Origin of the sequence: Thalassococcus halodurans (assembly GCF_900108225.1) — a bacterium.
Lineage (GTDB): Bacteria > Pseudomonadota > Alphaproteobacteria > Rhodobacterales > Rhodobacteraceae > Thalassococcus > Thalassococcus halodurans.
Map to the genome: position 1 here is coordinate 595,882 of NZ_FNUZ01000002.1, position 22,485 is coordinate 618,366.

General features: G+C 56.1%; 25 protein-coding genes. 11 read left to right on the top strand and 14 right to left on the bottom strand.

Annotated elements, in window-relative coordinates; genetic code table 11:
* Nucleotides 1-4: 4 nt before the first annotated feature.
* The 7 genes from C4S59_RS07885 to C4S59_RS07915 form a co-directional block, all read right to left on the bottom strand.
* Nucleotides 5-808 (bottom strand): segregation and condensation protein A, encoded by an 804-nt coding sequence (locus tag C4S59_RS07885; RefSeq protein ID WP_103909918.1) that lies wholly within the window; start codon nucleotides 806-808, stop codon nucleotides 5-7.
* Complete coding sequence (locus tag C4S59_RS07890; RefSeq protein WP_103909919.1) at nucleotides 801-1,814, bottom strand: glycoside hydrolase family 3 N-terminal domain-containing protein; 1,014 nt, start codon at nucleotides 1,812-1,814, stop codon at nucleotides 801-803. The genes C4S59_RS07885 and C4S59_RS07890 overlap by 8 nt, the downstream gene beginning before the upstream one ends.
* Nucleotides 1,811-2,818: an SPOR domain-containing protein gene (locus C4S59_RS07895; protein WP_103909920.1), complete on the bottom strand. Its 1,008-nt coding sequence runs from the start codon at nucleotides 2,816-2,818 to the stop codon at nucleotides 1,811-1,813. Before C4S59_RS07895 ends, C4S59_RS07890 begins: the two co-directional genes overlap by 4 nt.
* A gap of 77 nt (nucleotides 2,819-2,895) precedes the next feature.
* On the bottom strand, nucleotides 2,896-4,641 hold the full coding sequence (gene argS, locus C4S59_RS07900; RefSeq protein WP_103909921.1) for an arginine--tRNA ligase: 1,746 nt from the start codon (nucleotides 4,639-4,641) through the stop codon (nucleotides 2,896-2,898).
* Nucleotides 4,642-4,699: 58 nt separating this feature from the next.
* Complete coding sequence (locus C4S59_RS07905; RefSeq protein ID WP_103909922.1) at nucleotides 4,700-6,514, bottom strand: cation:proton antiporter; 1,815 nt, start codon at nucleotides 6,512-6,514, stop codon at nucleotides 4,700-4,702.
* Nucleotides 6,515-6,583: 69 nt separating this feature from the next.
* The gene (locus C4S59_RS07910) at nucleotides 6,584-7,219 is read right to left on the bottom strand and encodes a Rossmann-fold NAD(P)-binding domain-containing protein (RefSeq protein WP_146064518.1); all 636 of its coding nucleotides are present in this window, start codon (nucleotides 7,217-7,219) and stop codon (nucleotides 6,584-6,586) included.
* Nucleotides 7,220-7,299: 80 nt separating this feature from the next.
* Nucleotides 7,300-8,460: a deoxyguanosinetriphosphate triphosphohydrolase gene (locus tag C4S59_RS07915; protein ID WP_103909924.1), complete on the bottom strand. Its 1,161-nt coding sequence runs from the start codon at nucleotides 8,458-8,460 to the stop codon at nucleotides 7,300-7,302.
* Between the two features lie 193 nt (nucleotides 8,461-8,653).
* Here C4S59_RS07915 and C4S59_RS07920 point away from each other — a divergent pair, with 193 nt between their 5' ends.
* Entirely contained in the window at nucleotides 8,654-8,977 is a 324-nt protein-coding gene (locus C4S59_RS07920; RefSeq protein ID WP_103910324.1) for a HesB/IscA family protein, read from the top strand.
* Between the two features lie 6 nt (nucleotides 8,978-8,983).
* Here C4S59_RS07920 and C4S59_RS07925 read toward each other — a convergent pair whose 3' ends face one another.
* Genes C4S59_RS07925 through C4S59_RS07935 form a run of 3 tightly spaced genes read right to left on the bottom strand, consistent with a single transcriptional unit; the run spans nucleotide 8,984 to nucleotide 11,399 of the window.
* Nucleotides 8,984-9,877: a DMT family transporter gene (locus tag C4S59_RS07925; protein WP_103909925.1), complete on the bottom strand. Its 894-nt coding sequence runs from the start codon at nucleotides 9,875-9,877 to the stop codon at nucleotides 8,984-8,986.
* Nucleotides 9,874-11,040: a DUF6902 family protein gene (locus C4S59_RS07930; protein ID WP_234994710.1), complete on the bottom strand. Its 1,167-nt coding sequence runs from the start codon at nucleotides 11,038-11,040 to the stop codon at nucleotides 9,874-9,876. The genes C4S59_RS07925 and C4S59_RS07930 overlap by 4 nt, the downstream gene beginning before the upstream one ends.
* Nucleotides 11,019-11,399 carry a DUF6749 family protein gene (locus C4S59_RS07935; protein ID WP_160006805.1) on the bottom strand — a complete coding sequence of 127 codons (381 nt, stop codon included), beginning with the start codon at nucleotides 11,397-11,399 and terminating at the stop codon, nucleotides 11,019-11,021. The genes C4S59_RS07930 and C4S59_RS07935 overlap by 22 nt, the downstream gene beginning before the upstream one ends.
* A 351-nt stretch (nucleotides 11,400-11,750) precedes the next feature.
* On the opposite strand from C4S59_RS07935, the gene xth reads away from it, so the two are divergent.
* The 4 genes from xth to grxD all read left to right on the top strand — a co-directional run bounded on the left by xth (nucleotide 11,751) and on the right by grxD (nucleotide 13,349).
* Nucleotides 11,751-12,533, top strand: coding sequence for an exodeoxyribonuclease III (xth, locus tag C4S59_RS07940; RefSeq protein WP_103909928.1), 783 nt, complete (start codon nucleotides 11,751-11,753; stop codon nucleotides 12,531-12,533).
* Nucleotides 12,534-12,609: 76 nt separating this feature from the next.
* Nucleotides 12,610-12,846 carry a BolA/IbaG family iron-sulfur metabolism protein gene (locus C4S59_RS07945; RefSeq protein WP_103909929.1) on the top strand — a complete coding sequence of 79 codons (237 nt, stop codon included), beginning with the start codon at nucleotides 12,610-12,612 and terminating at the stop codon, nucleotides 12,844-12,846.
* Nucleotides 12,847-12,856: 10 nt separating this feature from the next.
* Nucleotides 12,857-12,994, top strand: a complete 138-nt coding sequence (locus tag C4S59_RS19590) for a hypothetical protein (RefSeq protein WP_160006808.1) — start codon at nucleotides 12,857-12,859, stop codon at nucleotides 12,992-12,994.
* Complete coding sequence (grxD, locus tag C4S59_RS07950) at nucleotides 12,987-13,349, top strand: Grx4 family monothiol glutaredoxin (RefSeq protein WP_103909930.1); 363 nt, start codon at nucleotides 12,987-12,989, stop codon at nucleotides 13,347-13,349. The genes C4S59_RS19590 and grxD overlap by 8 nt, the downstream gene beginning before the upstream one ends.
* 64 nt (nucleotides 13,350-13,413) lie before the next feature.
* Here the strand turns inward: grxD and C4S59_RS07955 are convergent, their stop codons facing one another.
* Both C4S59_RS07955 and C4S59_RS07960 read right to left on the bottom strand, forming a co-directional pair.
* Complete coding sequence (locus tag C4S59_RS07955) at nucleotides 13,414-13,806, bottom strand: cell division protein ZapA (RefSeq protein WP_103909931.1); 393 nt, start codon at nucleotides 13,804-13,806, stop codon at nucleotides 13,414-13,416.
* On the bottom strand, nucleotides 13,806-14,315 hold the full coding sequence (locus C4S59_RS07960; protein ID WP_103909932.1) for a hypothetical protein: 510 nt from the start codon (nucleotides 14,313-14,315) through the stop codon (nucleotides 13,806-13,808). The genes C4S59_RS07955 and C4S59_RS07960 overlap by 1 nt, the downstream gene beginning before the upstream one ends.
* A 212-nt stretch (nucleotides 14,316-14,527) precedes the next feature.
* On the opposite strand from C4S59_RS07960, the gene tkt reads away from it, so the two are divergent.
* Both tkt and C4S59_RS07970 read left to right on the top strand, forming a co-directional pair.
* Complete coding sequence (gene tkt / locus C4S59_RS07965) at nucleotides 14,528-16,543, top strand: transketolase (RefSeq protein WP_103909933.1); 2,016 nt, start codon at nucleotides 14,528-14,530, stop codon at nucleotides 16,541-16,543.
* A 153-nt stretch (nucleotides 16,544-16,696) separates the two neighbouring features.
* Nucleotides 16,697-17,878 (top strand): PQQ-dependent sugar dehydrogenase, encoded by a 1,182-nt coding sequence (locus C4S59_RS07970; RefSeq protein ID WP_103909934.1) that lies wholly within the window; start codon nucleotides 16,697-16,699, stop codon nucleotides 17,876-17,878.
* Here C4S59_RS07970 and C4S59_RS07975 read toward each other — a convergent pair whose 3' ends face one another.
* Nucleotides 17,879-18,847 (bottom strand): DUF808 domain-containing protein, encoded by a 969-nt coding sequence (locus C4S59_RS07975; RefSeq protein WP_103909935.1) that lies wholly within the window; start codon nucleotides 18,845-18,847, stop codon nucleotides 17,879-17,881. It lies immediately after the preceding gene.
* A 411-nt stretch (nucleotides 18,848-19,258) separates the two neighbouring features.
* On the opposite strand from C4S59_RS07975, the gene gap (C4S59_RS07980) reads away from it, so the two are divergent.
* The 4 genes from gap (C4S59_RS07980) to C4S59_RS19650 all read left to right on the top strand — a co-directional run bounded on the left by gap (C4S59_RS07980) (nucleotide 19,259) and on the right by C4S59_RS19650 (nucleotide 21,987).
* Nucleotides 19,259-20,263, top strand: coding sequence for a type I glyceraldehyde-3-phosphate dehydrogenase (gene gap, locus C4S59_RS07980; RefSeq protein WP_103909936.1), 1,005 nt, complete (start codon nucleotides 19,259-19,261; stop codon nucleotides 20,261-20,263).
* Nucleotides 20,264-20,405: 142 nt separating this feature from the next.
* A complete protein-coding gene (locus C4S59_RS19645) occupies nucleotides 20,406-20,549 on the top strand; it encodes a hypothetical protein (protein WP_200813182.1) in 144 nt (47 codons plus the stop codon).
* Nucleotides 20,550-20,644: 95 nt separating this feature from the next.
* Nucleotides 20,645-21,646: a type I glyceraldehyde-3-phosphate dehydrogenase gene (gene gap / locus C4S59_RS07985; RefSeq protein ID WP_103909937.1), complete on the top strand. Its 1,002-nt coding sequence runs from the start codon at nucleotides 20,645-20,647 to the stop codon at nucleotides 21,644-21,646.
* Nucleotides 21,647-21,831: 185 nt separating this feature from the next.
* Complete coding sequence (locus tag C4S59_RS19650; protein ID WP_200813183.1) at nucleotides 21,832-21,987, top strand: hypothetical protein; 156 nt, start codon at nucleotides 21,832-21,834, stop codon at nucleotides 21,985-21,987.
* On the opposite strand, the gene coaD is transcribed toward C4S59_RS19650, so the two are convergent.
* A complete protein-coding gene (gene coaD / locus C4S59_RS07990; protein ID WP_103909938.1) occupies nucleotides 21,978-22,472 on the bottom strand; it encodes a pantetheine-phosphate adenylyltransferase in 495 nt (164 codons plus the stop codon). The two genes, C4S59_RS19650 and coaD, sit on opposite strands and share 10 nt — an antisense overlap.
* Nucleotides 22,473-22,485 lie beyond the last annotated feature (13 nt).

Here is a 22,485-nt window from a genome sequence, read left to right on the forward strand (position 1 = left end):
AACTCTAGCTTTCCGATTTGCGTTCAGCGCGCTTTACCATGATCGGGGCAAACATTTCTTCTTGTTTGATTTGGGCCTTCCCCTCTTTCACCAGCTCAAGCGAGGCCGCGAAAGTAGCAGCAGTGGCCGAGCGGCGCATCACAGGGTCGTCGCCCCAGCCGTCGGGCAAATAACTGACGATATCTGTCCAAGTCCCAGCAAAGCCGATCATACCGCGCAAACGTTCCAGCGCCTGCTCCATCGTAAAGACACGGTCACGGTCCAGAATAAAGGGGCGGAATTCGTCTTTGGTGCGGATGCGGGCATAGCCCTGCATCAGATCCAGCAGGGTTGCGGTGTATTTGACCTTGCGCACACTTTGCATCTTTTCGGGGATGCCGCGCACAAAGAAATCACGGCCCTTCTGGTCGCGCCCCATAAGCCGCGCCGCCACATCGCGCATCGCCTGAAGGCGTTCCAGCTGATAGGCAAGGTGCGCGGCCAGTTCTTCGCCGGATGGGCCTTCCTCGGTCGGATCGGGCGGCAGCAACAAACGTGATTTCAGAAACGCCAACCAAGCTGCCATCACCAGATAATCGGCGGCCAGTTCGATCCGCAGTTCTTTGGCTTTCTCGACAAAGCTCAGATACTGACGCGCCAGTTCCAGAACACTGATTTTGCGCAGATCGACCTTTTGCGACCGTGACAGCATCAGAAGAAGGTCCAGAGGCCCTTCAAAACCGTCCACGTCAACAATCAGCGCCTCGGCCTCAAGCCGTTCGGCGACGCTGACGGTATCTAATGGTAGGTTGTCCTGTGTCTCAGTCATCCACGCGCTTCTCTTCAAGCGCGGATAGCTTGGCCGTCAGATCGTCAATGTCAACCTGTGGCGCGGTTTTACGGGTCTTTAGCGCCTGTTCTGCGCGGGCTTGCGCCGCATCAGACATAACGCCGATCTGGTCCATAAGGGCGATCATTTCGTCCAGATAGCCGTTGCAATGCAGAACGGCATCACAGCCCGCAGCAATGGAAGCGGCCCCGCGTTCGGCAACGGTACCCGACAGTGCCTCCATCGAGATATCGTCGGTCATGATGAACCCGTTGAACCCGATATCGTTCCGGATCAGATCGATCATCATTTTGCTGGTTGTCGCCGGTTCGTCTGTCAGCGCCTCATACACCAGATGGGCTGTCATGCCGAAGGGCAGATCAGCAAAAGGTTTGAAGGCCGCGAAATCGGTTACATAAAGCTCATCTGCGGGCAGTGAAATGCGCGGCAGTTCAAGATGGCTGTCCATCTGCGCAAGACCATGTCCCGGAATGTGTTTCACGACCGGAAAAACGCCGCCATCCAGATGGGCCTTAGCAACGGCCTGACCTATGCGAACAACCTGATCCAGATCGGTGCCATAACACCGGTTGCGCAGAAACGGATGCGTCCCATCGCGGGCGATGTCCAGCATGGGCGCGCAATTGCCATCGATCCCGAGCGACAGAAGCTCTGCAGCGATGATCCGATAGCGCAGGTACATGACCTGCTCGGCGTTTTTTCCCGACGCGTCGACATGATCCAAAGGCGCGGGCCATTCGCGCGCCAAGGGTGGGCGTAGGCGCTGGACGCGACCGCCCTCTTGATCAATGAAAACAGGGGCTCGCCAGCCAACGCTCGCGCGCAAGTCATCTGTCAGTTTACGTATCTGATCAGCTGTCTCAAGATTACGGGCAAACAGAATGAAGCCCAACGGATTGGCATCCCGAAAGAACGCCTTTTCGTTTTGGCTTACGGAAAGCCCCTCACATCCAAGGATTGCCGCCCCGAAACGCGGCTGGGTCATCGTGTGACCACCGGAATGCAGTCAGCCTTACCAGCAACAAACGCAGCACAGAAACGGCGCGCATCCGACATGTCGTCAAAGCCATGGGCGCGGAGGCGATAGAAAATCTTGCCGCCCGAGCTGGCCTTTTCGATCACACGATCTTTGCCTTCCAGATAGTCGCCAAAGCGGCCCTGCAGACGTGTCCATTCCGAACGCGCGACCTCGACACTGTCAAAGGCGCCAAGCTGCACCAGACGCGTTCCCTTGGGAAGTGCGGCGGGATCAAGCTCTTTTGTGCCCGTGGCAACTGGTGCTGCGGGCGCAGAGAGCGATGCCGTCTGGAGCCCTTGCGGACGGCGGATCGGGCGCAAGGACTTGGCGACGCCTGCAACATCTGCAGGAATAATCGCCTTTACAGGTTGCGCAGCCGGTTCTTGAACAACGTTGTTGGCCGCCAAGGCCGCTGTCACCACAGGATCGACCTCTTCTTCGACCTTAGCCAAGGGCGTAAACGGTTGCGCATCTCCGGCGATCTGATCAGCCAATGCCTGAAGCAACTTTTCGGCATCATCCGCGCCGGTCAGTTCCATCATGCTGGGCAGTGTGGAGTCGACAGCCTCTTCGGTCGGAGCCGAGATAGGCTGGATACGTTCGATCTGCTGGGTTTGCTGACGCAGTTCCGCAACGGCCATATCTTCTTCGGTCAAGCCAGCGCTTTGCGGTGCAAGGCGCAATGTATCTGCTGGCGCGGCGGCTGTGCCGCTTCCGGCCACATCGTTCACAGCCAAACCTTGGTGATCCGCCGGGCGACCACCTGGATTCTCCGGAGCAATGCGCATGGGGCCTTCTGCGGCGCGTACAACCGGTACGCCGCTGACGTCCCGCATCACCAGTTCGGTTCCCCAGATGCCAACGCCCACGATCAGCGCCAACGATACCCCTGCGCCTGCAAGGTTCGTCAAACGCCGCACGCCGCTGGTTGCGGCTGCGGGCGCGTTATCAGTGCGATAGTAGTCTGCCATGCCTGCCCTACTCCTACAGCGGACCGCATTGCGATCCACCATATGCCTGCTCGATTTCAGACCGGCATGAGCGTTTTTTAACGCATTTCTTCTGCCGGTTTGACGCCCAAAATACCAAGACCTGCGGAAATAACAACCGCGACGGCCTGTGCCAGCGCGATTTTCGCTTGGCTGGTTGCGGCATCGCCGTCCTGCAGGAAGCGTAGGGACACTTCATCGTTGCCACGGTTCCACAGGCTGTGGAAGTCGGACGCAAGTTCATACAGGTAGAACGCTACGCGATGCGGCTCATGCGTACGGGCTGCAATCTCTGCCAGACGCGGCCATTCCGCCAGTTTCTTGGCGACGTTGACCTCGGCCTCATGGGACAGATTGCTCAGGTCAGCGGCGGCCAATGTCGGGATCGACACATCAATGCCCGCCTCTTTCGCCTTACGCAGAACCGAATGCACACGGGCGTGCGCGTACTGAACGTAGAATACGGGGTTGTCTTTGGACTGCTCTTGAACCTTTTCAAAGTCAAAGTCCAAAGGCGCGTCGTTCTTGCGCGTCAACATCACGAAACGCGTCACATCCGAGCCGACCTCGTCCACAACATCGCGCAGAGTGACAAACGTCCCTGCCCGCTTGGACATCTTGAACGGCTCGCCGTTTTTATACAGCTTCACCAACTGGCACAGTTTGATGTCGACCGGAACTTTGGCTTCGGACAGCGCCGCAACCGCCGCTTTCATCCGCTTCACATAGCCACCGTGATCGGCACCGAAAACGTCGATCAATGCATCAAAGCCACGGGTGAGCTTATCGTAGTGATAGGCGATATCCGGCGCGAAATAGGTCCAGCTGCCGTCCGACTTCATGATCGGGCGGTCAACATCGTCGCCGTAGTCCGTGGATTTGAACAACGTCTGTTCGCGCGGCTCCCAATCTTCGGGCAGCTTGCCTTTGGGCGGCTCAAGCGTGCCGCGATAGATCAGACCCTTGCCCTTCAGATCGTCAATCGCTGCTTCGATGCGGCCTGTGCCGTAAAGCGACTTCTCGGAAAAGAAGTGATCCATGGTCACGTTCAAACGTGCCAGATCTTCGCGGATCAGGTCCATCATCTGATCGGTCGCGAAAGTGCGCACTTTTTCCAGCCAGACGTCTTCTGGCTGATCGACGTATTCATCACCGACCATGTTTTTCAGCGCTTCGCCGACCGGCACAAGGTAATCGCCCGGATAGGTGCCGTCCGCGAACTCAACATCCCGACCATGCGCCTCAAGGTAGCGCAGGTACACAGACCGTGCGAGGACATCGACCTGTGCACCGCCGTCGTTGATGTAGTATTCGCGCGTAACGTCGTAGCCTGCGAATTGCAGAAGCGACGCAAGAGCATCGCCAAAGACCGCACCACGCGTGTGACCAACATGCAAAGGGCCGGTCGGGTTGGCAGACACGTACTCAACATTCACCTTCTGACCCGCGCCCATATCAGAGCGGCCGTATTCGGCTCCCTGATCCAGAACCGCCTTGGTCACGTCCTGCCAGACCGCCCCATCCAGACGCAGGTTGATGAACCCCGGCCCAGCCACTTCGGCAGTGGTGATACGGTCGTCCGAAGCAAGCTTGGCCACCAGTGCATCAGCGATGTCGCGCGGCTTTTGGCCGGCGGGTTTTGCCAGCACCATTGCAGCGTTCGTCGCCATGTCACCGTGCAACGGATCGCGCGGCGGCTCGACCGTGATCGGAGCAAGGTTAAGCCCCTCGGGGAGGCTGCCTTCTTTCTGCATTTCTTCAACCGCGGTCAGCACCAGGCTGCGGATCTGGGCAAAGAGGTTCATGTCGTGTCCTCACATCATTCGGCCCGCGTCTTAACACGGCATCCGGTAAGGTCAACGACTAGACGTCTTTCCGCTCTTCGCGCTGCGGACCAAACACCACCAACTGGGCACTATTGGTGCCCTGAGGTTTCATGTCGGGTTCAAGAAAACGCAAAGCGCCTTGGTTGCCAAACTCAGCAATGATCACAGAATCCGGATTGATTGCCCGCCAGTCTTCCAACGTGAATTCCTCGGACAGTTTGGTCACGCGGAATTCCCAACCATTGCGGATACGTTCGTTCAGGTCGAAATAGGTTTCATCCACCCCAAGCGGACGGCCACCCAGCGTGGCGGGCAGCGCATAACGCGCGCCGTGCTTCACGCGTTTGATCTGATGCACCTTGTCGCGACCGAACTCCGGCCCAAGGTCGGTTGCGACCAGCGTGTTGTAGGCATCGTTGTCTGTCGCGGCGATCACCTGTTCGTAGCGAACCAGTTCAAGCCGGTCTTCCGCGACCTCGGACAGGATATCGCCAAAGAACACCTCGACGCCCGCTTCGCGCGCAGTGCGCAGATGGGCGTGGTTGGGATCGGATACGATCACAGGCAGGTCCAGCTTTTCCAGCGCCTTTGCCAGCTGAACCGACCATGTCGAGCTGCCTACAATCAGAACACCGGGTCGATCCGCTGCGGTCAGGCCAAGAAAGCGCGCAACTGGCGACAAGGTAAAGCCATGCAGCACTACCGATGCCGCGACCAACGCAAAGGCCAACGGACCCATTTGCGCCCCGTCCTGGATCCCGACTGCGGCAAGACGCTGACCGAATAGACCGGCCACAGCGACAAGTACAACACCGCGCGGGCCTGTGAATGCGATCAGGAAACGCTCCGCTTTGGGAACATCAGAAAAGGCCAGTGACAGCAGAACGGCAACCGGACGGGCAATAAACACCACCGCCAGAACAAACAGCAGCGCGTTCACGTCAAGAGACATCAGCGTTTCGCGATCCATATTCGCGGCAAGCAGAATAAAGACGCCGGACACCAACATCACGGTGGCTTGCTCCTTGAAACGACGCAGCTCTGTGTAAGACGGCAATTCGACGTTTGCGATAAACAATCCCATCAGCGTGACCGCCAAAAGCCCCGCTTCGTGCAGGATACGGTCCGACGCGGTAAAGACGGCGATCACGCCGACAAACAGCAGTGGGACCTTCATATATTCGGGAACGTGACCGCGCGAAAAAGCCCTTGCAAGGCCCCAACCAGCCACAACACCAATGATCGAGGCCGAAATAATTCCGACGGCCAACTGCCAGACCGCGTCACCGACGCCAGTTGCCGTTTGCAGAACAAGAACCACCTCGAACGCCAGAACAGCGGCCAAGGCCCCTACAGGATCGTTTACGATAGCTTCCCAGTTCAGCAATGCCGCAGGACGCCTACGCAGCCGCGCCTGACGCAAGAGCGGTGCAATCACTGTGGGTCCGGTCACAATCATAATGCCGCCGAAGACAGCAGATGTAGACCAGGACAGGCCCGCAACGTAATGCAGCGCCAGTGCAGACGCCAACCACCCAAGCGGCGCGCCCACAATCACTAGACGCCGCACGCCTTTGGCTGCGTCCTTCAGTTCGTGGAATTTAAGACTGAGACCACCTTCGAAAAGAATGATCGCAACTGCGATCGACACTATAGGTTGCAGCAGGTCACCAAAGCTTTCCGACGGGTCCAAAAGCCCAAGCCCCGGCCCGACGATCAATCCGGCGGCCAACATCAGAACGATCGCAGGCATTCGCAAACGCCATGCCAACCACTGAGATCCGATACCCAAAGCACCTACCAACGCAATCGCGGTAACAGGATCCAAGCCACCACTGCCACTTACAGCCATAAATTTACGTCCCCGTCGTTTTATATGGAGGTGAACATACCGGAAAGCGGTTTGGTTCCGAGAAAAGAGTTAGCTATTTTTGGTCGCACCCAACAAATTGATGATCTGGCCCGATGCAAAGCTTCGTGCAATCGGATGACATAACATCATCAACGCATCTGTGATCTGCGTCAGCTCGGTTTCATTCGGGTCCGCATGATTGGGGCAAATGCAGCCCATAAGCCGGATTTTAGGAAGCGCATTGGCGATTTGGGGAACGATGTGGTGAAATCCGGCATTGATCGCCCGCACCCCCACATCGTCGTCCGATTTATCCGATGGCATTCCCAAAACCACTGTCCCCTGCCCGACTGTCAGGCCGGCAGATAAGGCACCAATCAGATTTTCTGTCTTTTGAATGGCCGGCAACGCGTATTGCGTCGGTTTCCGGACAAGCCAGGAAAAATCGAAAACGCCATGGATCGGTTCTGTGCCCCAAGCATTGCGCAGGATTTCTATGTTCGAAGCAAGCGACCAGTTCATCGCCAAAGGTTCGATGCGCGCGGCATTTTTAGAAGCCAAGAGCATCAGCACGTCATTGTTGGAATCCAACGCGACTACGGTTGCACCCAGGTGGGCAAGCCTTACGGACAGCTGCTGGCCAATTGGATGAGAGGCCGACAAACAGAAAATTGTTTTGCCCTTAAAAGCGCTTAATCCCAGCAAATCGCCCCACCAAACCGCGAAACATAAAAACCTGAACCTGAGATTGAGACTATTGCACTAAGTCGAAATGGAAAGGGGTATTAGGTCTGATCGTGCAATATATCCTTCCCCGTAAGGTCGGAATACGCCTGAAGTGCAAAGCGATCAGTCATGCCTGATACATAATCCGACACCAGTCGCGCGAGCTCTGTATCATTCTTGGCCGCTTCAATGTCGGCCTGCCAACGGGACGGCAAAAGGTTCGGTTGATCCATGTAAATTGGGAACAGCGTGTTCACCACATGGGTCACTTTTTCGCGCTGCACCACAACAGACGGGGCACGATACATACGTTCGAACAAAAAGGCGCGGATAACCTTCAGTTTGGCCCACATATCGGCAGAAAACGCGATCACAGGCCGGCCCAAATCCCGCAGTTCCTGCGCAGAGACTGCACCGGCGTTGTTCAGGTTATCGCGAGAGGTGTCGATCACGTCCGCGACCATAACACCGAACACGCGGCGCAACCCTTCGTGACGACGACGATACGCGTCCAATCCCGGCCATTCGCGATCAACCTCTTCAAATGCTTCGCGGACCAGCGGCAAATCCTGAATATCATCGACCGTAAACAAATCCGCACGCAGCCCATCGTGCAGATCGTGGTTATTGTATGCTATGTCATCTGACAGCGCGGCCACCTGCGCCTCGGCGCTGGCGTGGGTGTGAAGTTCCAGATCGTGGATGGCGTTGTATTCTTCCAACGCATAGGGCAGCGGCCCTTCGACCGGGCCGTTATGTTTGGCGATCCCTTCCAACGTGGCCCATGTCAGGTTCAGACCGTCAAAGCCCGCGTAGTGGCGTTCCAACGACGTCACGATCCGCAGCGCCTGAGCGTTGTGATCAAACCCGCCGTAAGGTTTCATCAAAAGATCCAGCGCATCCTCGCCGGTGTGTCCGAACGGCGTGTGACCCAGATCGTGGGCCAAGGCGACAGCTTCGGTGATGTCCGTGTTCAGCCCCAAGGCATTCGCAATGGTGCGCGCAACCTGCGCCACCTCAATCGAATGGGTCAGGCGCGTACGATAGAAATCGCCCTCGTGTTCCACAAACACCTGCGTTTTGTGCTTTAGCCGGCGAAAGGCCGAGGCGTGGATAATCCTGTCGCGGTCCCGCTGATAGCAGGATCGAAAGGCACTTTCGTCTTCGGGATATAAACGTCCGCGAGAAACGTCAGGGGTACAGGCGCAGGATAGTGTCATAGGATTGCAGGCTCATTTCTGCTGTTTTGCGCACATAAACGCCCGTTTTTCGATGAAGCAACGTGAACAAGCCCTGAACAATGCTAAAAAACGTCCATTTCCACGAAGTTCATCGCAACGGATGACAGCGCCTCTTGAAACAGGACATATTGCCGGACATATCTAGAGCAAGACAGATAATCGGACGATGATCATGCAATTGCCCCCGAAAGTGACCGAACGCGCCTTTGCCCGCCTTGCCGAAATCGGCGCAGGCGATCAGGGACAGGCCCTGCGTGTTGCAGTGGAAGGCGGCGGGTGTTCCGGGTTCCAGTACGATATCAAACTTGACGCACCGGCGGACGACGATCTGGTTTTGGAAGGCCAAGGCCAAAAGGTCGTGGTGGATTCAGTTTCGTTGCCATTTCTGGAAAACGCCGTGATCGACTTTACCGATGAATTGATTGGCGCGCGATTTGTCATCGAAAACCCGAACGCCACATCATCCTGCGGCTGCGGAACAAGCTTTTCGATGTAAACGCTGTCAGGCCGTCGAGGTATCCATGATATCCCGGTCTGAACTTTCGCTAAGAACCAACCAGATCGCCGACATCATCACCAACGCGACACCGATGACGGTGGCGATACTGGGTAATTCCGAAAAGAATACAAAACCGATCAGCACCATCCAGACGAACTGAAGGTTCATCAATGGTGTCGCGACATATGCGGGCAGCAAGCGAAGCGCTACAACAGACAGCCAGCGCGCAACGAACAATGCCAATGCGTAAAGCGCAACGAACGCCACATCTGTTATTTCCATCGGTCGCCATACAAACGGAAGCGCGATGGCCATTGTGATGAAGATCGCAAGGTTCGGATAGAACACCTGCGCCAGATAGTTCTGTTCATCCCGCCCGATAAACCGCGCCAAAACCATCGACGCAGTGCCCGTCGTTGTGGCTCCAATCGCCCAGAAATGCCCGGACTGCGCCGAGGTCGGACCATCAGGCATCAAGAACAGAATGCCCGTTACACCAATTCCCAATGCGATCCACGCTTGGGGGCGAATATGTTCGCCCAAAATCGGTCCACTCATAACAGCGGCCATGACGGGTACGAGCCCCATGAACAAGAAGACGTCCGCAAACGGCAACAAGCGGAATGCCTGGAAAAAGCAGACCGCCGACACGACCGTCAGAATAGACCGTAGCAGCATCGCACCTTTGAAACGGGTGATCAAAAAGTGGGTTTCGTGCGGCTTGACCATGTTCGCACCAAAGCACAACAACAGGACCAAGCCAGCGGATAAGCAGAACAACTGTGGCGCCGCATAGGCACCGGCGAAATGTTTGGTGATCCCGTCTGCCCCTGCGATCACAAGGGTATAGAAGACGACGCAAATTGCCCCTATTGCCGCCGTTGCCGTCAGATTCATGTCATCGCTCCAACGTGGTCTGCCCGTGCAAACCCCTCAAAAAATGCTTCAAACCGATCGCTCGATTGCGCGGCCGTATTCAAAACGTCGGCCGCTTCCCTTGAAATTTCGTTTTCGATCGGGCCACGCATTTTGTGCCAATTGCCCGTCCGGTTATGTGTGTGGCGCAACATGTATTCGGACATCTCGCGCAAAGGCGCTGTCCGCGTTGCTGACCGTTCAAAACGTACGCGACCCTGCGGGATGGACGCATCAAAGACGGCGTCGCCTGATAGCGCCTGATACCAATGGCACATCAGGAATTCGTGGTAATCATCCTGAACGCGCACATCATCCCCACAGAACAACCTATACGAAAGTTTTTCATGGAACAGCCACTCTGTCCAGACTTTTGGCGGTTCGTTTTGCGCAAAATTCATCGCAATACAGATCTCGGCCAAGAGATCGGCATTCTGTTCGAGATAAGCCATCAGCCCCGCAAAATGCAGACTGTCGCAGGCGCCCTGATCCAGCGCCGGATCGCGGCGACCATATTCGCTTAGGTAGAAGACAGTATGTGTCAATTCATACGCAGCCTTCTTGTTCGGCACCGAGAATATGCGCGAATTCCCGATAAAACGCCGCAACCGGTGTTCTAAACCTGCGTCATCACCCAGCGGGTCAAACCCGCGGCGCGCCATCAGGCGTCGGGCCTCCATTCGTTGCAGATCGGACAGTTCCCCACCTGCAAGGTTCTGCTTGATAGCCCAATCAACCATTGCCTCGCCCTTGGTGCCTTTCATTCCCAGATCTTCGAGATCCAGCAATATGGACAACAGAAACCGATAATATTGTGGAAAGAACGCAAAGCGCTGTTCGATCTCTGCGTAAAACGCGCCGTAGATTTCGCAAAGATTATCTGGCGCCTCCGTCCGGGACGTTTCCAAAATATTAAGAATTTCTGCATTTTCCTTAAGCCAGAACACATCGTCGCCAGAGCGGCGGTGGTTGCAAAAGCTGTCCAGCAGAAGGCTAAGACGTTGATTCAATGGACGAACACGGGGCGGAATGTTGAGTTGAAGAACATTTGTCATGTGTTTTTTCCTGTTAATGTTCGACGAAAAAACTTTCCGCCCCAGTCCAATTTCAGAGTTAGCAGCGCTTACGAGCGCGGGCCCGACCATGATGTGAACTTTTCGACAGCATCGCCTTGCTTGATCGCTGTGCCAGCGGGACCGGACCAAGATGTAAACATCTCGACCGCGTCGCCCTGCGTCGTGTCTGTACCAGCAGGGCCGGACCACGAAGTGAACATTTCCACGGCATCACCTTGCTTGGTCTCGGATCCCGACGGACCGGACCAAGAGGTAAACATCTCGACCGCATCGCCCATCGTAGCGTCGCTGTCTGCTGGTCCTGACCAGGATGTGAACATTTCGACGGCCATACCGTCGATCGCAGACACGCTCTTTTCGCGTGTCACTTTGGATCCGATTACGGCGTCCTGAAAAACTTCGACCGCAGTGATTTTTTGCTGTGTCATCATGATCTTACATTCCCCTCTGTTGGCGAGATTTTGAGTAAGATCAGGATTGCACGTTATCCGTGTTTGTTAAGTACTTTTTTCAACCTAAACGGTACTTGCTAGCTTATCCACAGGATATCCACATTAATACTTTTGACCAAATTGCGACGATTGAAAACATTCAAAAAGTTATCCACAATCCAAAGATTTTTTGAAAAAATTTTCTGAAATTACGGGGAAAACCGAAGTTTCCGAAAAACACATCAAAGAATCACCGTGGCACGGCTGGGATTTTCGGGCCCAAACGGTCTTTGACTTGCACATCCAACGCTCTTGGCGCGATATACGAACAAGCCAAAAGGGGACGGTATGAAAATCGCCACGTTCAATATCAACGGCATCAAGGCCCGGATCGAAACACTGACAAAATGGCTTGAAGAGGCGCAGCCGGATGTTGCCCTGCTGCAGGAAATCAAATCTGTCGACGAAGCGTTCCCGCGAGAACACTTTGAAGATATGGGCTATCAGGTCGAAACGCACGGGCAGAAATCGTTTAATGGCGTCGCGATCCTGTCAAAGCTTCCCCTAGAAGATGTGACGCGCGGGCTTCCCGGTGACGACAGCGATGAACAGGCCCGTTGGATCGAGGCGACCGTCATGGGCGACACACAGGCTGTCCGTTTGTGCGGCCTGTATCTACCCAACGGCAATCCGGCGCCCGGCCCCAAATACGATTACAAACTGGCGTGGATGAAACGGCTGGAAGAGCGTGCCAAACAGCTTTTGGCAGACGAAACCCCTGCCCTGATGGCTGGCGATTATAACGTCATCCCCCAAGCAGAAGACGCTGCAAAGCCCGACAGCTGGCGCGACGACGCACTGTTCAGGCCCGAAACGCGCGAAGCGTTCCGCCGTATCCTGAACCTTGGCTTTACCGAAGCTTTCCGTGCCCGCACCCAAGGCCCGGGGCACTATTCCTTTTGGGATTATCAGGCTGGCGCATGGCAGCGGAACAACGGCATCCGTATCGACCATTTCCTTTTGACGCCGTCCTGCGCCGATCTTTTGTCTGATTGTTATATCGACAAGGACGCCCGCGCGATGGACAAACCGTCTGATCACGTACCGGTTCTGGTCGAACTTGCCGCATGACACATCCCGACCGACGGCTTGCGCCCTATCGTTAGCCGTCCTACATATTCTTAAACAAAATACGCGGAGCCACTAAATGCCGATGCATGCCCAAGAGATCGAGGATCTTCTGCGCGAATCCTTCCCCGATGCCAAAATCATTGTCGAAGGCAGCGATGGTGTTCACATGTCTGCCATGGTTGTTGACGAAAGCTTCCGTGGAAAGAACCGTGTCCAGCAGCAACGCGCTGTCTTTGCTGCGCTGAAAGGCAAAATGGACGGGGCAAATGCCGAACTTCACGCACTGGCCCTGACAACAAAAGCGCCAGACTAAAGGAACGGGTGTGGCGGATTTTCTGGCAAACACCTGGCCCATTCTGGGATCACTCGCTTTGGTCGGCTTGATCACATACGGCGCGCTGCGCCCCTATATGAAAACCGGCCCGAAGCGCACAGACCATACGGAGAAACACGATGACTGATGCAAAGTCTCGGATCGAAGAAACCATCAAGGACAACGACGTTGTTCTTTACATGAAGGGCACGAAATCCATGCCCCAGTGCGGCTTTTCGAGCCGTGTTGCCGGTGTCCTGAACTACATGGGCGTTGATTTCGCCGATGTGAACGTTCTGGCAGACGAAGAAATTCGTCAGGGCATCAAGGATTTCTCGGATTGGCCGACGATCCCGCAGCTCTACGTCAAAGGCGAATTCGTCGGCGGCTGCGATATCATCACCGAAATGACGCTCTCTGGTGAACTGGACACGCTGTTTGATGAAAACGGTGTCAGCTTTGACAAAGAAGCAGCCGACAAGATCCGCGAAGCAAACGCTTGATCTGATCGAAATAAAAAAAACGCCCGCGAAACCGCGGGCGTTTTTTGGTGCTTAGCAAACTCTGCTAGCCCGCTTTTTCTTCCAGTTCGGTCGCTAGCGCTTCGGTCCGTGCGGCAATCTCTGCCATCGTCTCGGACACGCCTGCAGGCAGCACGGGCACTTCGACACGTTCCGGATCGGGTGCCGGACGGTTTTCCAGATCGCCAATCATTTTTCGCGCCGTCGCCAATTCGGCCTCTGCGGCTTTGAGCTTGTCTTCCAGCCCGCCGGTTTTATCCGCCAGCATCAGGCCCGCCATCAACAAAAGCCGTGATTCAGGCATACGGCCGATCTGGTCGACCAGAACCTGCGCTTCGCCATCCAGAATATGGGCGGCAGAATACAGGTACTGCTCTTCGCCTTCCTGACAGGCCACACTAAAGCTACGACCCCCAATCAAGATTTCGACTTCGGGCATCAGGCGCTCTCCTCTTGTGCGGCAGCGGCCAGCAATGGTTCCAGTGTATCTATCAATGTCTGGGTTTCGGCGCGATCAGCACTCCGCGCGGCGCGCAGACCTTCCAGTTCGGCCAACATCGCGCGATTGATCAGATGCGGTTCGCTTACGTTCTTCTCAAGCGCTTCGCGCAGTTCGGCGTTGTTTGCCGTCAATTGATCGTTTGCATGGCGCAGACGCTGCAGCTCTGCGTCCAGATCACCGATAGATGCCTTGAAGCCCGCGACTTGGGCCTGAAGCTCGGACACCTGGCTTTCCTGACGGTCACGAATAGCCTTTACACGCTCTTCCAACTGTTCGTTGGCAAGACGTTCATCCGCAAGGTCCGACTTCAGCTTTTCGATGTCTTCGCTGCTGTCATCCCCCGCAGGCGCGGTAACCGGCGAACTATCCCCGAAAGTTTCGACCTGATAAGCGATCCGGTCGAGCGCGGCGTTGATCCGCCGTTCAAACTCTTCGATTTCGGTCATGGCTCTGCTTTATGCCCTCACAAAAATTCATTTTCAGGGTGCTCTTACAACGATACGCACGCGAATCATCAGACCCCTGTTACGACAAATTGTAACAAGCCGGATGCAAAAATGCGCCCCCTTATATGTCAAGCGCTTAAGGGGCACGCTTGATCTTCCCCCACACGCTGGTATGAGCGGGTTTGAAAACCTTCGCGACAAAGGACGATCTCGTGGATATCGAAGCGCTCAAAGCCAAGAACCCCGAACACTGGAACAAAGCCGCGGCCATCCGTGCGCTGACACTTGATGCAGTGGCAGCGGCGAATTCCGGCCACTCGGGCATGCCCATCGGCATGGCAGACGTTGCAACCGTGCTGTATGAAAAGCACCTGAAGTTCGACGCAGCCCGCCCCGACTGGCACGACCGCGACCGCTTTATCCTGTCTGCGGGCCACGGTTCGATGCTGATCTACTCCCTGCTGTACCTGACAGGCGACCCCGAGATCACGCTGGATCAGGTCAAAAACTTCCGCCAGTTGGGCGCGAAGACAGCTGGTCACCCGGAAAACTTCCTTGCCAAAGGCATCGAGACCACAACAGGCCCGCTGGGTCAGGGCATCGCGATGTCTGTTGGTTTCGCCATGGCAGAAGAAGCACTTCGCGCCCGCTTCACCAAGAAGCTGGTCGATCACTATACATATGTCATCGCCGGTGATGGTTGTTTGATGGAAGGCGTCAGCCAAGAAGCCATCGCTCTGGCGGGTCGTCAGCAACTGTCCAAGCTGATCGTCTTCTGGGACAACAACAACATCACCATCGACGGCACAGTCGACATCTCTGACCGCACCGATCAGGTCGCACGCTTTAAGGCGTCGGGCTGGCACGTGCAGGAAATCGACGGCCACGATCCCGAAGCCATCGACGCGGCGATCAAAGCGGCCAAGGCTGCTGGCAAGCCGTCGATGATCGCGTGCAAAACGCACATCGCGCTTGGTCACGCGGCTCAGGACACGTCCAAAGGCCACGGCGCACTGACAGACGCAGACCAGATGGCAGCAGCGAAAGAAGCCTACGGCTGGACAACAGGCCCGTTCGAAGTGCCCGCCGACATCAAATCCCAGTGGGAAGCGATCGGCAGCCGTGGTGCAGCGGACCGTGAAGAATGGGAAACCCGTCTTGAAGCGATGTCTGCCTCCCGTCAGGCTGAGTTCGCGCGCACAATGGCAGGTGACGCGCCCAAGAAACTGGCAGGCACCATCCGCGCGCTGAAAAAGCAACTGGTCGAAACACAGCCCAAAGTCGCTTCGCGCAAAAGCTCGGAAATGGTGCTTGAGGTCGTGAACCCCATCATGCCAGAAACCATCGGCGGCTCTGCTGACCTGACTGGTTCCAACAACACCAAAACAGCCGATCTGGGTATCTTCGACATCGAAAACCGCAAGGGCCGTTACGTTTACTACGGCATCCGTGAACACGGTATGGCCGCCGCGATGAACGGTATGGCGCTGCACGGCGGTATCCGTCCCTACGGCGGTACGTTCTTCTGCTTTACCGACTACGCGCGTCCTGCGATGCGTCTGGCCGCGCTGCAAAAGGTGCCTTCGGTGTTTGTCATGACTCACGACTCTATCGGTCTGGGCGAAGACGGCCCGACACACCAGCCGGTCGAGCATCTGGCAATCTGCCGTGCAACGCCGAACACGCTGACGTTCCGCCCTGCCGACACAGTTGAAACCGCGGAAGCATGGGAACTGGCACTGACACAGAAATCGACACCGTCGGTTCTGGTCCTGTCCCGTCAGAACCTGCCTGCCGTACGCAAGGAAAACAAAGCGAAGAACCTGGTCGAGCAAGGTGCGTATGTTCTGGCCGATGCCGAAGGCAAACGTCAGGCAATCATCATCGCGACAGGCTCCGAAGTGTCTCTGGCATTGGAAGCCCGTGAAAAACTGCAGGCCGAAGGTATCGGTACGCGTGTTGTGTCCATGCCCTGCATGGAGTTGTTCGAGCAGCAGGACGAAGCCTACCGCAAGCGCGTTCTGCCTGCGGGCCCTGTTCGCGTCGCTGTTGAAGCTGGCGCACAGATGGGCTGGGACAAGTGGCTGTGCGGCGAGCGCGGCAAGTACCAGAAAGCCGGCTTTGTCGGCATGAAAGGCTTTGGTGCCTCTGCTCCGGCCGAGGAACTGTACGAACACTTCGGCATTACAGCCGATGCGATCGTCGAGCAGGTCAAAGCGCTGCTGTAATCGATCCGGCATTTGAAAATAGATGGCCCCGAACTTCGGTTCGGGGCTTTTTCATTTTTTGGACGCGAAAAGTGCATGCTGACAAATAATTGAGATGCCAAATCGTTCCTACGCCCCACATTTTAAACAAATCACTTTTTACAGGAGCCTTTGATGTTCAAAACCATCCTGACCCTTTGCGCCATTGCCGCAACCCCTGCCCTTGCCGACCCGTGGGAATGGGGGGATCGGAACACAGACTTCGCCCCCGCCTTTCCCGAACAAACCCGCGCGCCGCTGACAGACAGCGGGATTGAGCCTGCTGCCACCGCGATTGCATCGGGGCTGGAAAACCCTTGGGGCGTCGATGTTCTGCCCGATGGCAGCGGCTATCTGATTACCGAACGTACCGGAGCATTGTGGAAAATCGGGCCGGACGGCAGCAAGACACAAATCGCCGGCGTGCCTGAGGTCAAAGCTGAACGTCAGGGTGGATTACTGGACATCACTCTTGCCCCTGATTTCGCGCAAAGCGGCGTTCTTTGCCTCAGCTATGCCAAACCGATTGGCGTCGATGGCAGCGCAACTGCCGCTGCTTGCGGTACTTACGACAATACAGACAACCGGATTGATGACCTGCGCGACGTGTTTGTGCAAACTCCAGCCGTCAGCCAGCACATGCACTTCGGTAGCCGCGTTGTGTTCGAAGACAACGACACCATTTTTGTCACCACTGGCGAACGCTTTTCGCTGACCAATCGCCGGAAAGCTCAGGATTTGGACAGCACCTTTGGCAAAACAGTACGCGTCAACATCGATGGAACGGTGCCTGTTCGAAATCCCTTCACGTCCACCGGCGGCGCACGCCCAGAAATCTATTCGCTCGGCCATCGCAATATCCAAGGTGCGATGATCCGCGAAGGCGTGCTCTGGACGATTGAACACGGTCCCGCAGGCGGCGACGAACTGAACCGGATCGAAGCGGGAAAGAACTATGGCTGGCCCGTTATCTCGTATGGTGAGAATTACAACGGATCGTCTGTCGGCTCTGGCAAAGCCGCTGCGGATGGCCTCGAACAGCCCGTCTACTTCTGGGATCCGGTGATCGCCCCCGCAGGCATGTTGACCTACACGGGCAACGCATTTGGTGCATGGAAGAACGATGTGCTGATCGGGTCGCTCAACCCCGGTGGCGTGGTGCGCCTGTCCATTGACGGTAATCGCGTGACAGAAGAAGAGCGGCTGGTCACCGGTATCGGACGTGTCCGTGATCTGGCACAGGATCAGGACGGGACAATCCTCGCCCTGATCGATGCAAACCCCAACGGTCAGCTGGTGCGACTAAGCCTGAAGTGATTAGGCGTCGGACTTTTTCGAAAACATGCCCCAGATCGGACCAACAATCTTGGTGCCGATCGGGATCATGATGAAGCCGAGAACAATACCCAGAACGCCATCAATAGCGGCTGTGACGATCCACTGAACGGCTGCCTGCCAGTCGGCAGGTACGCCCTGTGCCACCGCCTCTGCCGCGTGATGGATAACTTCCTCAGGCAGGTGCCACCCCATCATCGCGACACTATGCACGATGATCGATCCACCAACCCACAGCATTGCAGCCGTACCAACAATGGTCAGAAGCTTTAGAAGGTGGGGCATGAATTTTACAATCGCCATGCCGAGCTTGCGTGTCACCGATGTTCTGCCGACCTCGGCCATCCACAGGCCGACATCGTCCATTTTAACGATCAAGGCCACAACGCCGTAAACCGCCACGGTGATCAGAATGGCCACAGCCGCTAGGGTCGCCGCCTCCATCCAGAAAGTGGATTGCGGGATTGCCGACAAAGCGATGGTCATGATTTCCGCCGACAGGATGAAGTCGGTTTTGATCGCCCCTTCGACTTTGGATTTTTCAAGGTGCTGCTCAGACAGAACCTTTTCCTCGGGGCTCCGGCCATTTTCTTCATGGTGAAAAAACGCATGGAACAGCTTTTCCGCGCCTTCAAAGCACAGATACAACCCACCCAACAAAAGCAGAGGCCAGATTGCCCAAGGCGCAAAATTAGACAGAAGAAGCCCGACGGGAAGCAAGATCACCAGTTTGTTGATGAATGACCCGCGCGCAATCTTCCAGATAATTGGCAGTTCACGAGCCGGATGAAAGCCGTGCACGTATTTCGGCGTCACAGCCGCGTCGTCGATCACCGCACCTGCGGCCTTCGACCCCGCCTTAAGCGCTTGTGTCGCCACATCGTCCACGGATGCGGCGGCGACTTTGGCAATGCCTGCCACGTCGTCCAAAAGCGCAAACAAACCACTCATCTTAATGCCCCCAAGTCATATGCTTGGCTGTTTCCAGCCAATTACAAAGTTAGCCCGAGCCTAACGGCCCCTTCCAACCACGCAAGCGCAAAAGCCCGCTTATTCCGCGACTTTCGGCGCCCTCTGGCCAGATGCTCCGACATAGTGCGCAAAGTGATCGCGGTCATGGGGGAATTTCGTTTGGTTTTCTCAACGCCAACTAATTACGCATCCAAGACCGAGTCGCCGAACATCTAAGTGAGCGCAAACGGAAAATCGTGTTAGCGCAAACCCGGCTCGGGCGTTAGCGCAATCAGCCAAAAACCACACCAAGTTATCGCTAACACATTGTCAAATATGGCTTTTATCCTTTGCGCAAACGCCCCCCGAACTGTAGACAGCGCTCAAGCAAACCAGTGAAGGAATTCCTCCATGACCGTCACAGTTGGGATTAACGGATTTGGCCGCATCGGTCGCTGCACTTTGGCTCATATCGCCGAAAGCGCACGGAACGATGTGCAGGTTGTCAAAATCAACGCAACAGGACCGCTGGAAACATCCGCACACCTGCTGCGCTATGACAGCGTCCACGGCCGTTTCCCCGGTGAGGTCAAGGTTTCGGGCGACACAATGGATCTGGGCCGCGGCCCGATGCAAATGTTCTCGACCTACAATCCCGAAGAACTGGACTGGTCCGGTTGTGACGTTGTTCTGGAATGCACAGGCAACTTCAACGACGGCAAGAAATCCGCGATCCACCTTGAACGTGGCGCGAAGAAAGTTCTGATCTCGGCGCCAGCATCGAACGTTCAGCGCACTGTCGTTTACGGTGTGAACCACCGCAGCCTGACAGCCGAAGACAACATGGTGTCCAACGGCTCTTGCACAACAAACTGCCTTGCACCGCTGGCAAAGGTTCTGGATGAAGCGATCGGCATCGAATCCGGCCTGATGACAACGATCCACAGCTACACAGGCGACCAGCCAACGCTGGACCGCCGCCACAAAGACCTGTACCGCGCCCGCGCAGCTGCCATGGCGATGATCCCGACGTCCACAGGTGCCGCCAAAGCACTGGGCGAGGTTCTGCCAAACCTGAAGGGCAAGCTGGACGGCACCGCGATGCGCGTCCCTACCCCGAACGTTTCCGCTGTTGACCTGACATTTGTCGCTGGCAAAGACGTGACCGTTGACGACGTGAACAGCATCGTTGCCGAAGCTGCTGGTGGCCACATGGGCATGGTTCTGGATTATGATCCCGAGCCCAAGGTTTCCATCGACTTCAACCACACAACCGCATCGTCCATCTTTGCCCCCGACCAGACCAAGGTCAGCGGCAAGCGTCTGGTACGTGTTCTGGCATGGTACGACAACGAATGGGGCTTCTCTGCCCGTATGGCAGACGTCGCAGCCGCGATGGGTCGCACACTGCACTAAGTGCTTTCGCTCTAAATGAATTCCAAAGGCCGCTCCGATATGTTCGGGGCGGCTTTTTTCTTGGGCAAATTCCGGTCGTGACTTAGGGCGTGGGCTCTGGCATCAAAAGACAACCATCAGGGGCAACGGGCAGAAGACGAGTATGACGAACACGATTGCGGTTTATCTGGGAATTGGCCTGCTTCTGGCGGTCGGTGCGGATTATCTGTTTTACGGGCCCGAACACCTTCTGTTTCTTGCCAAAAAAGGCATCGACCTTTTGGATTGGGTCGCTGTTTGGCGTTAACAATCTAAAATTCTGACCACGCGCCAGGTTGACTTTATTGCCTGCCTTTGGTTGTTAGCGGTAACGGTATCGCTAACTCCCGGAGACACACACCTATGACTGTTAAGGTAGCCATCAACGGCTTTGGCCGCATCGGACGTAACGTTCTGCGCGCCATCATTGAATCCGGCCGCACGGATGTCGAAGTCGTCGCTATCAACGACTTGGGCCCGGTCGAAACAAACGCACACCTTCTGCAATACGACAGCGTTCACGGCCGCTTCCCTGTCGAGGTCAAAGTCGGCGAAGACGCGATTGATGTTGGCCGCGGCCCGATCCGCGTAACAGCCATCCGCGATCCCAAAGACTTGCCCTGGGGCGATGTTGACGTCGTGATGGAATGCACCGGCATTTTCACAACCAAGGAAAAGGCAGCTCTGCATCTGGAAAACGGATCCAAGCGCGTTCTGGTTTCGGCCCCTTGCTCGGAAGCGGACAAGACGATCGTTTACGGCGTGAACGATGACACGCTGACGGCAGATGATCTGGTTGTTTCCAACGCATCCTGCACGACCAACTGCCTGTCCCCCGTTGCAAAGGTTCTGAACGACGCGTTCGGCATCACGCGCGGGTTCATGACAACGATCCACAGCTACACAGGCGACCAGCCGACGCTGGATACGATGCACAAAGACCTGTATCGCGCCCGCGCAGCTGCCCTCTCCATGATCCCGACATCCACAGGCGCGGCAAAAGCCGTGGGTCTGGTTCTGCCGGAACTGAACGGCAAGCTGGACGGCGTGGCTATCCGCGTTCCCACCCCGAACGTGTCCGTGGTTGACCTGACTTTCGAAGCTGGCCGTGACGTGACCGCCGAAGAAATCAATGCGGCGATCCACGCGGCAGCAGAAGGCCCGCTAAAAGGCATTCTGGGCGTGACAGACTCCAAGCTGGTCAGCATGGACTTCAACCACGATCCGCATTCGTCGATCTTTGCCACAGACCAGACCAAGGTCATGGACGGAAACTTTGTCCGTATCCTGAGCTGGTACGACAACGAATGGGGCTTTTCGAACCGTATGGCGGACACCGCCGTTGCGATGGCCAAATTTATCTGATTTCAATCAGATAGACGCACTCAACGCAGCAGGCCATTGGCCTGCTGTTTTCGTTTCTGGCCCTTAGATGCAGGATCGAGAATTGCAAAAAACGCATGCCCGATCCGTAAAACCGTCATTTGTGCTGCGGTGCAGCATCGTCAATATAGCAGTCATGGGAGACGCATTTTCTAGGAGTACCCGAAATGGCGACTTTGACTTCTCTTCAATCCCGACTGGCAAAACACATGGCCTACCGCAAAACACTGGCTGAACTGCGTTCGATGCCGCAGCGCGTGGCGCTCGACCTTGAAGTTTATGGCTGTGAAAAAGAAATCGCCTACCGCGCGATTTACGGGTGAAGGCGTTTGATCAGCGCTGATTGTACCGCGGGCGACACGAAGTTTGAGATATCGCCGCCAAGACGGGCAACCTCTTTTACCAGTTTCGACGCAATCGCCTGATGGCGGGCTTCTGCCATCAGGAACACGGTCTCGATTGAATCGTCCAGCGCACGGTTCATCCCGACCATCTGAAACTCATACTCAAAATCCGAAACTGCACGCAGACCGCGCACGATCACCGATGCCCCAACATCGTGGGCGCAGTGTACAAGCAAGTTTTCGAACGGATGCACGACGATCTCGGTATCCGTCTGGTCCGAAAGCTTCACACACTCGGCCTCGATCATTGCGACGCGTTCATCAAGCGTGAACAGCGGGCCCTTATCGCGGTTGATGGCAACACCGATCACCAGACGATCCACCAGCGATGTGGCGCGACGAATGATATCGATGTGACCCTTTGTAATCGGGTCAAAAGTTCCGGGATAAAGACCTGTTCGCATGGCCGGACCTCCG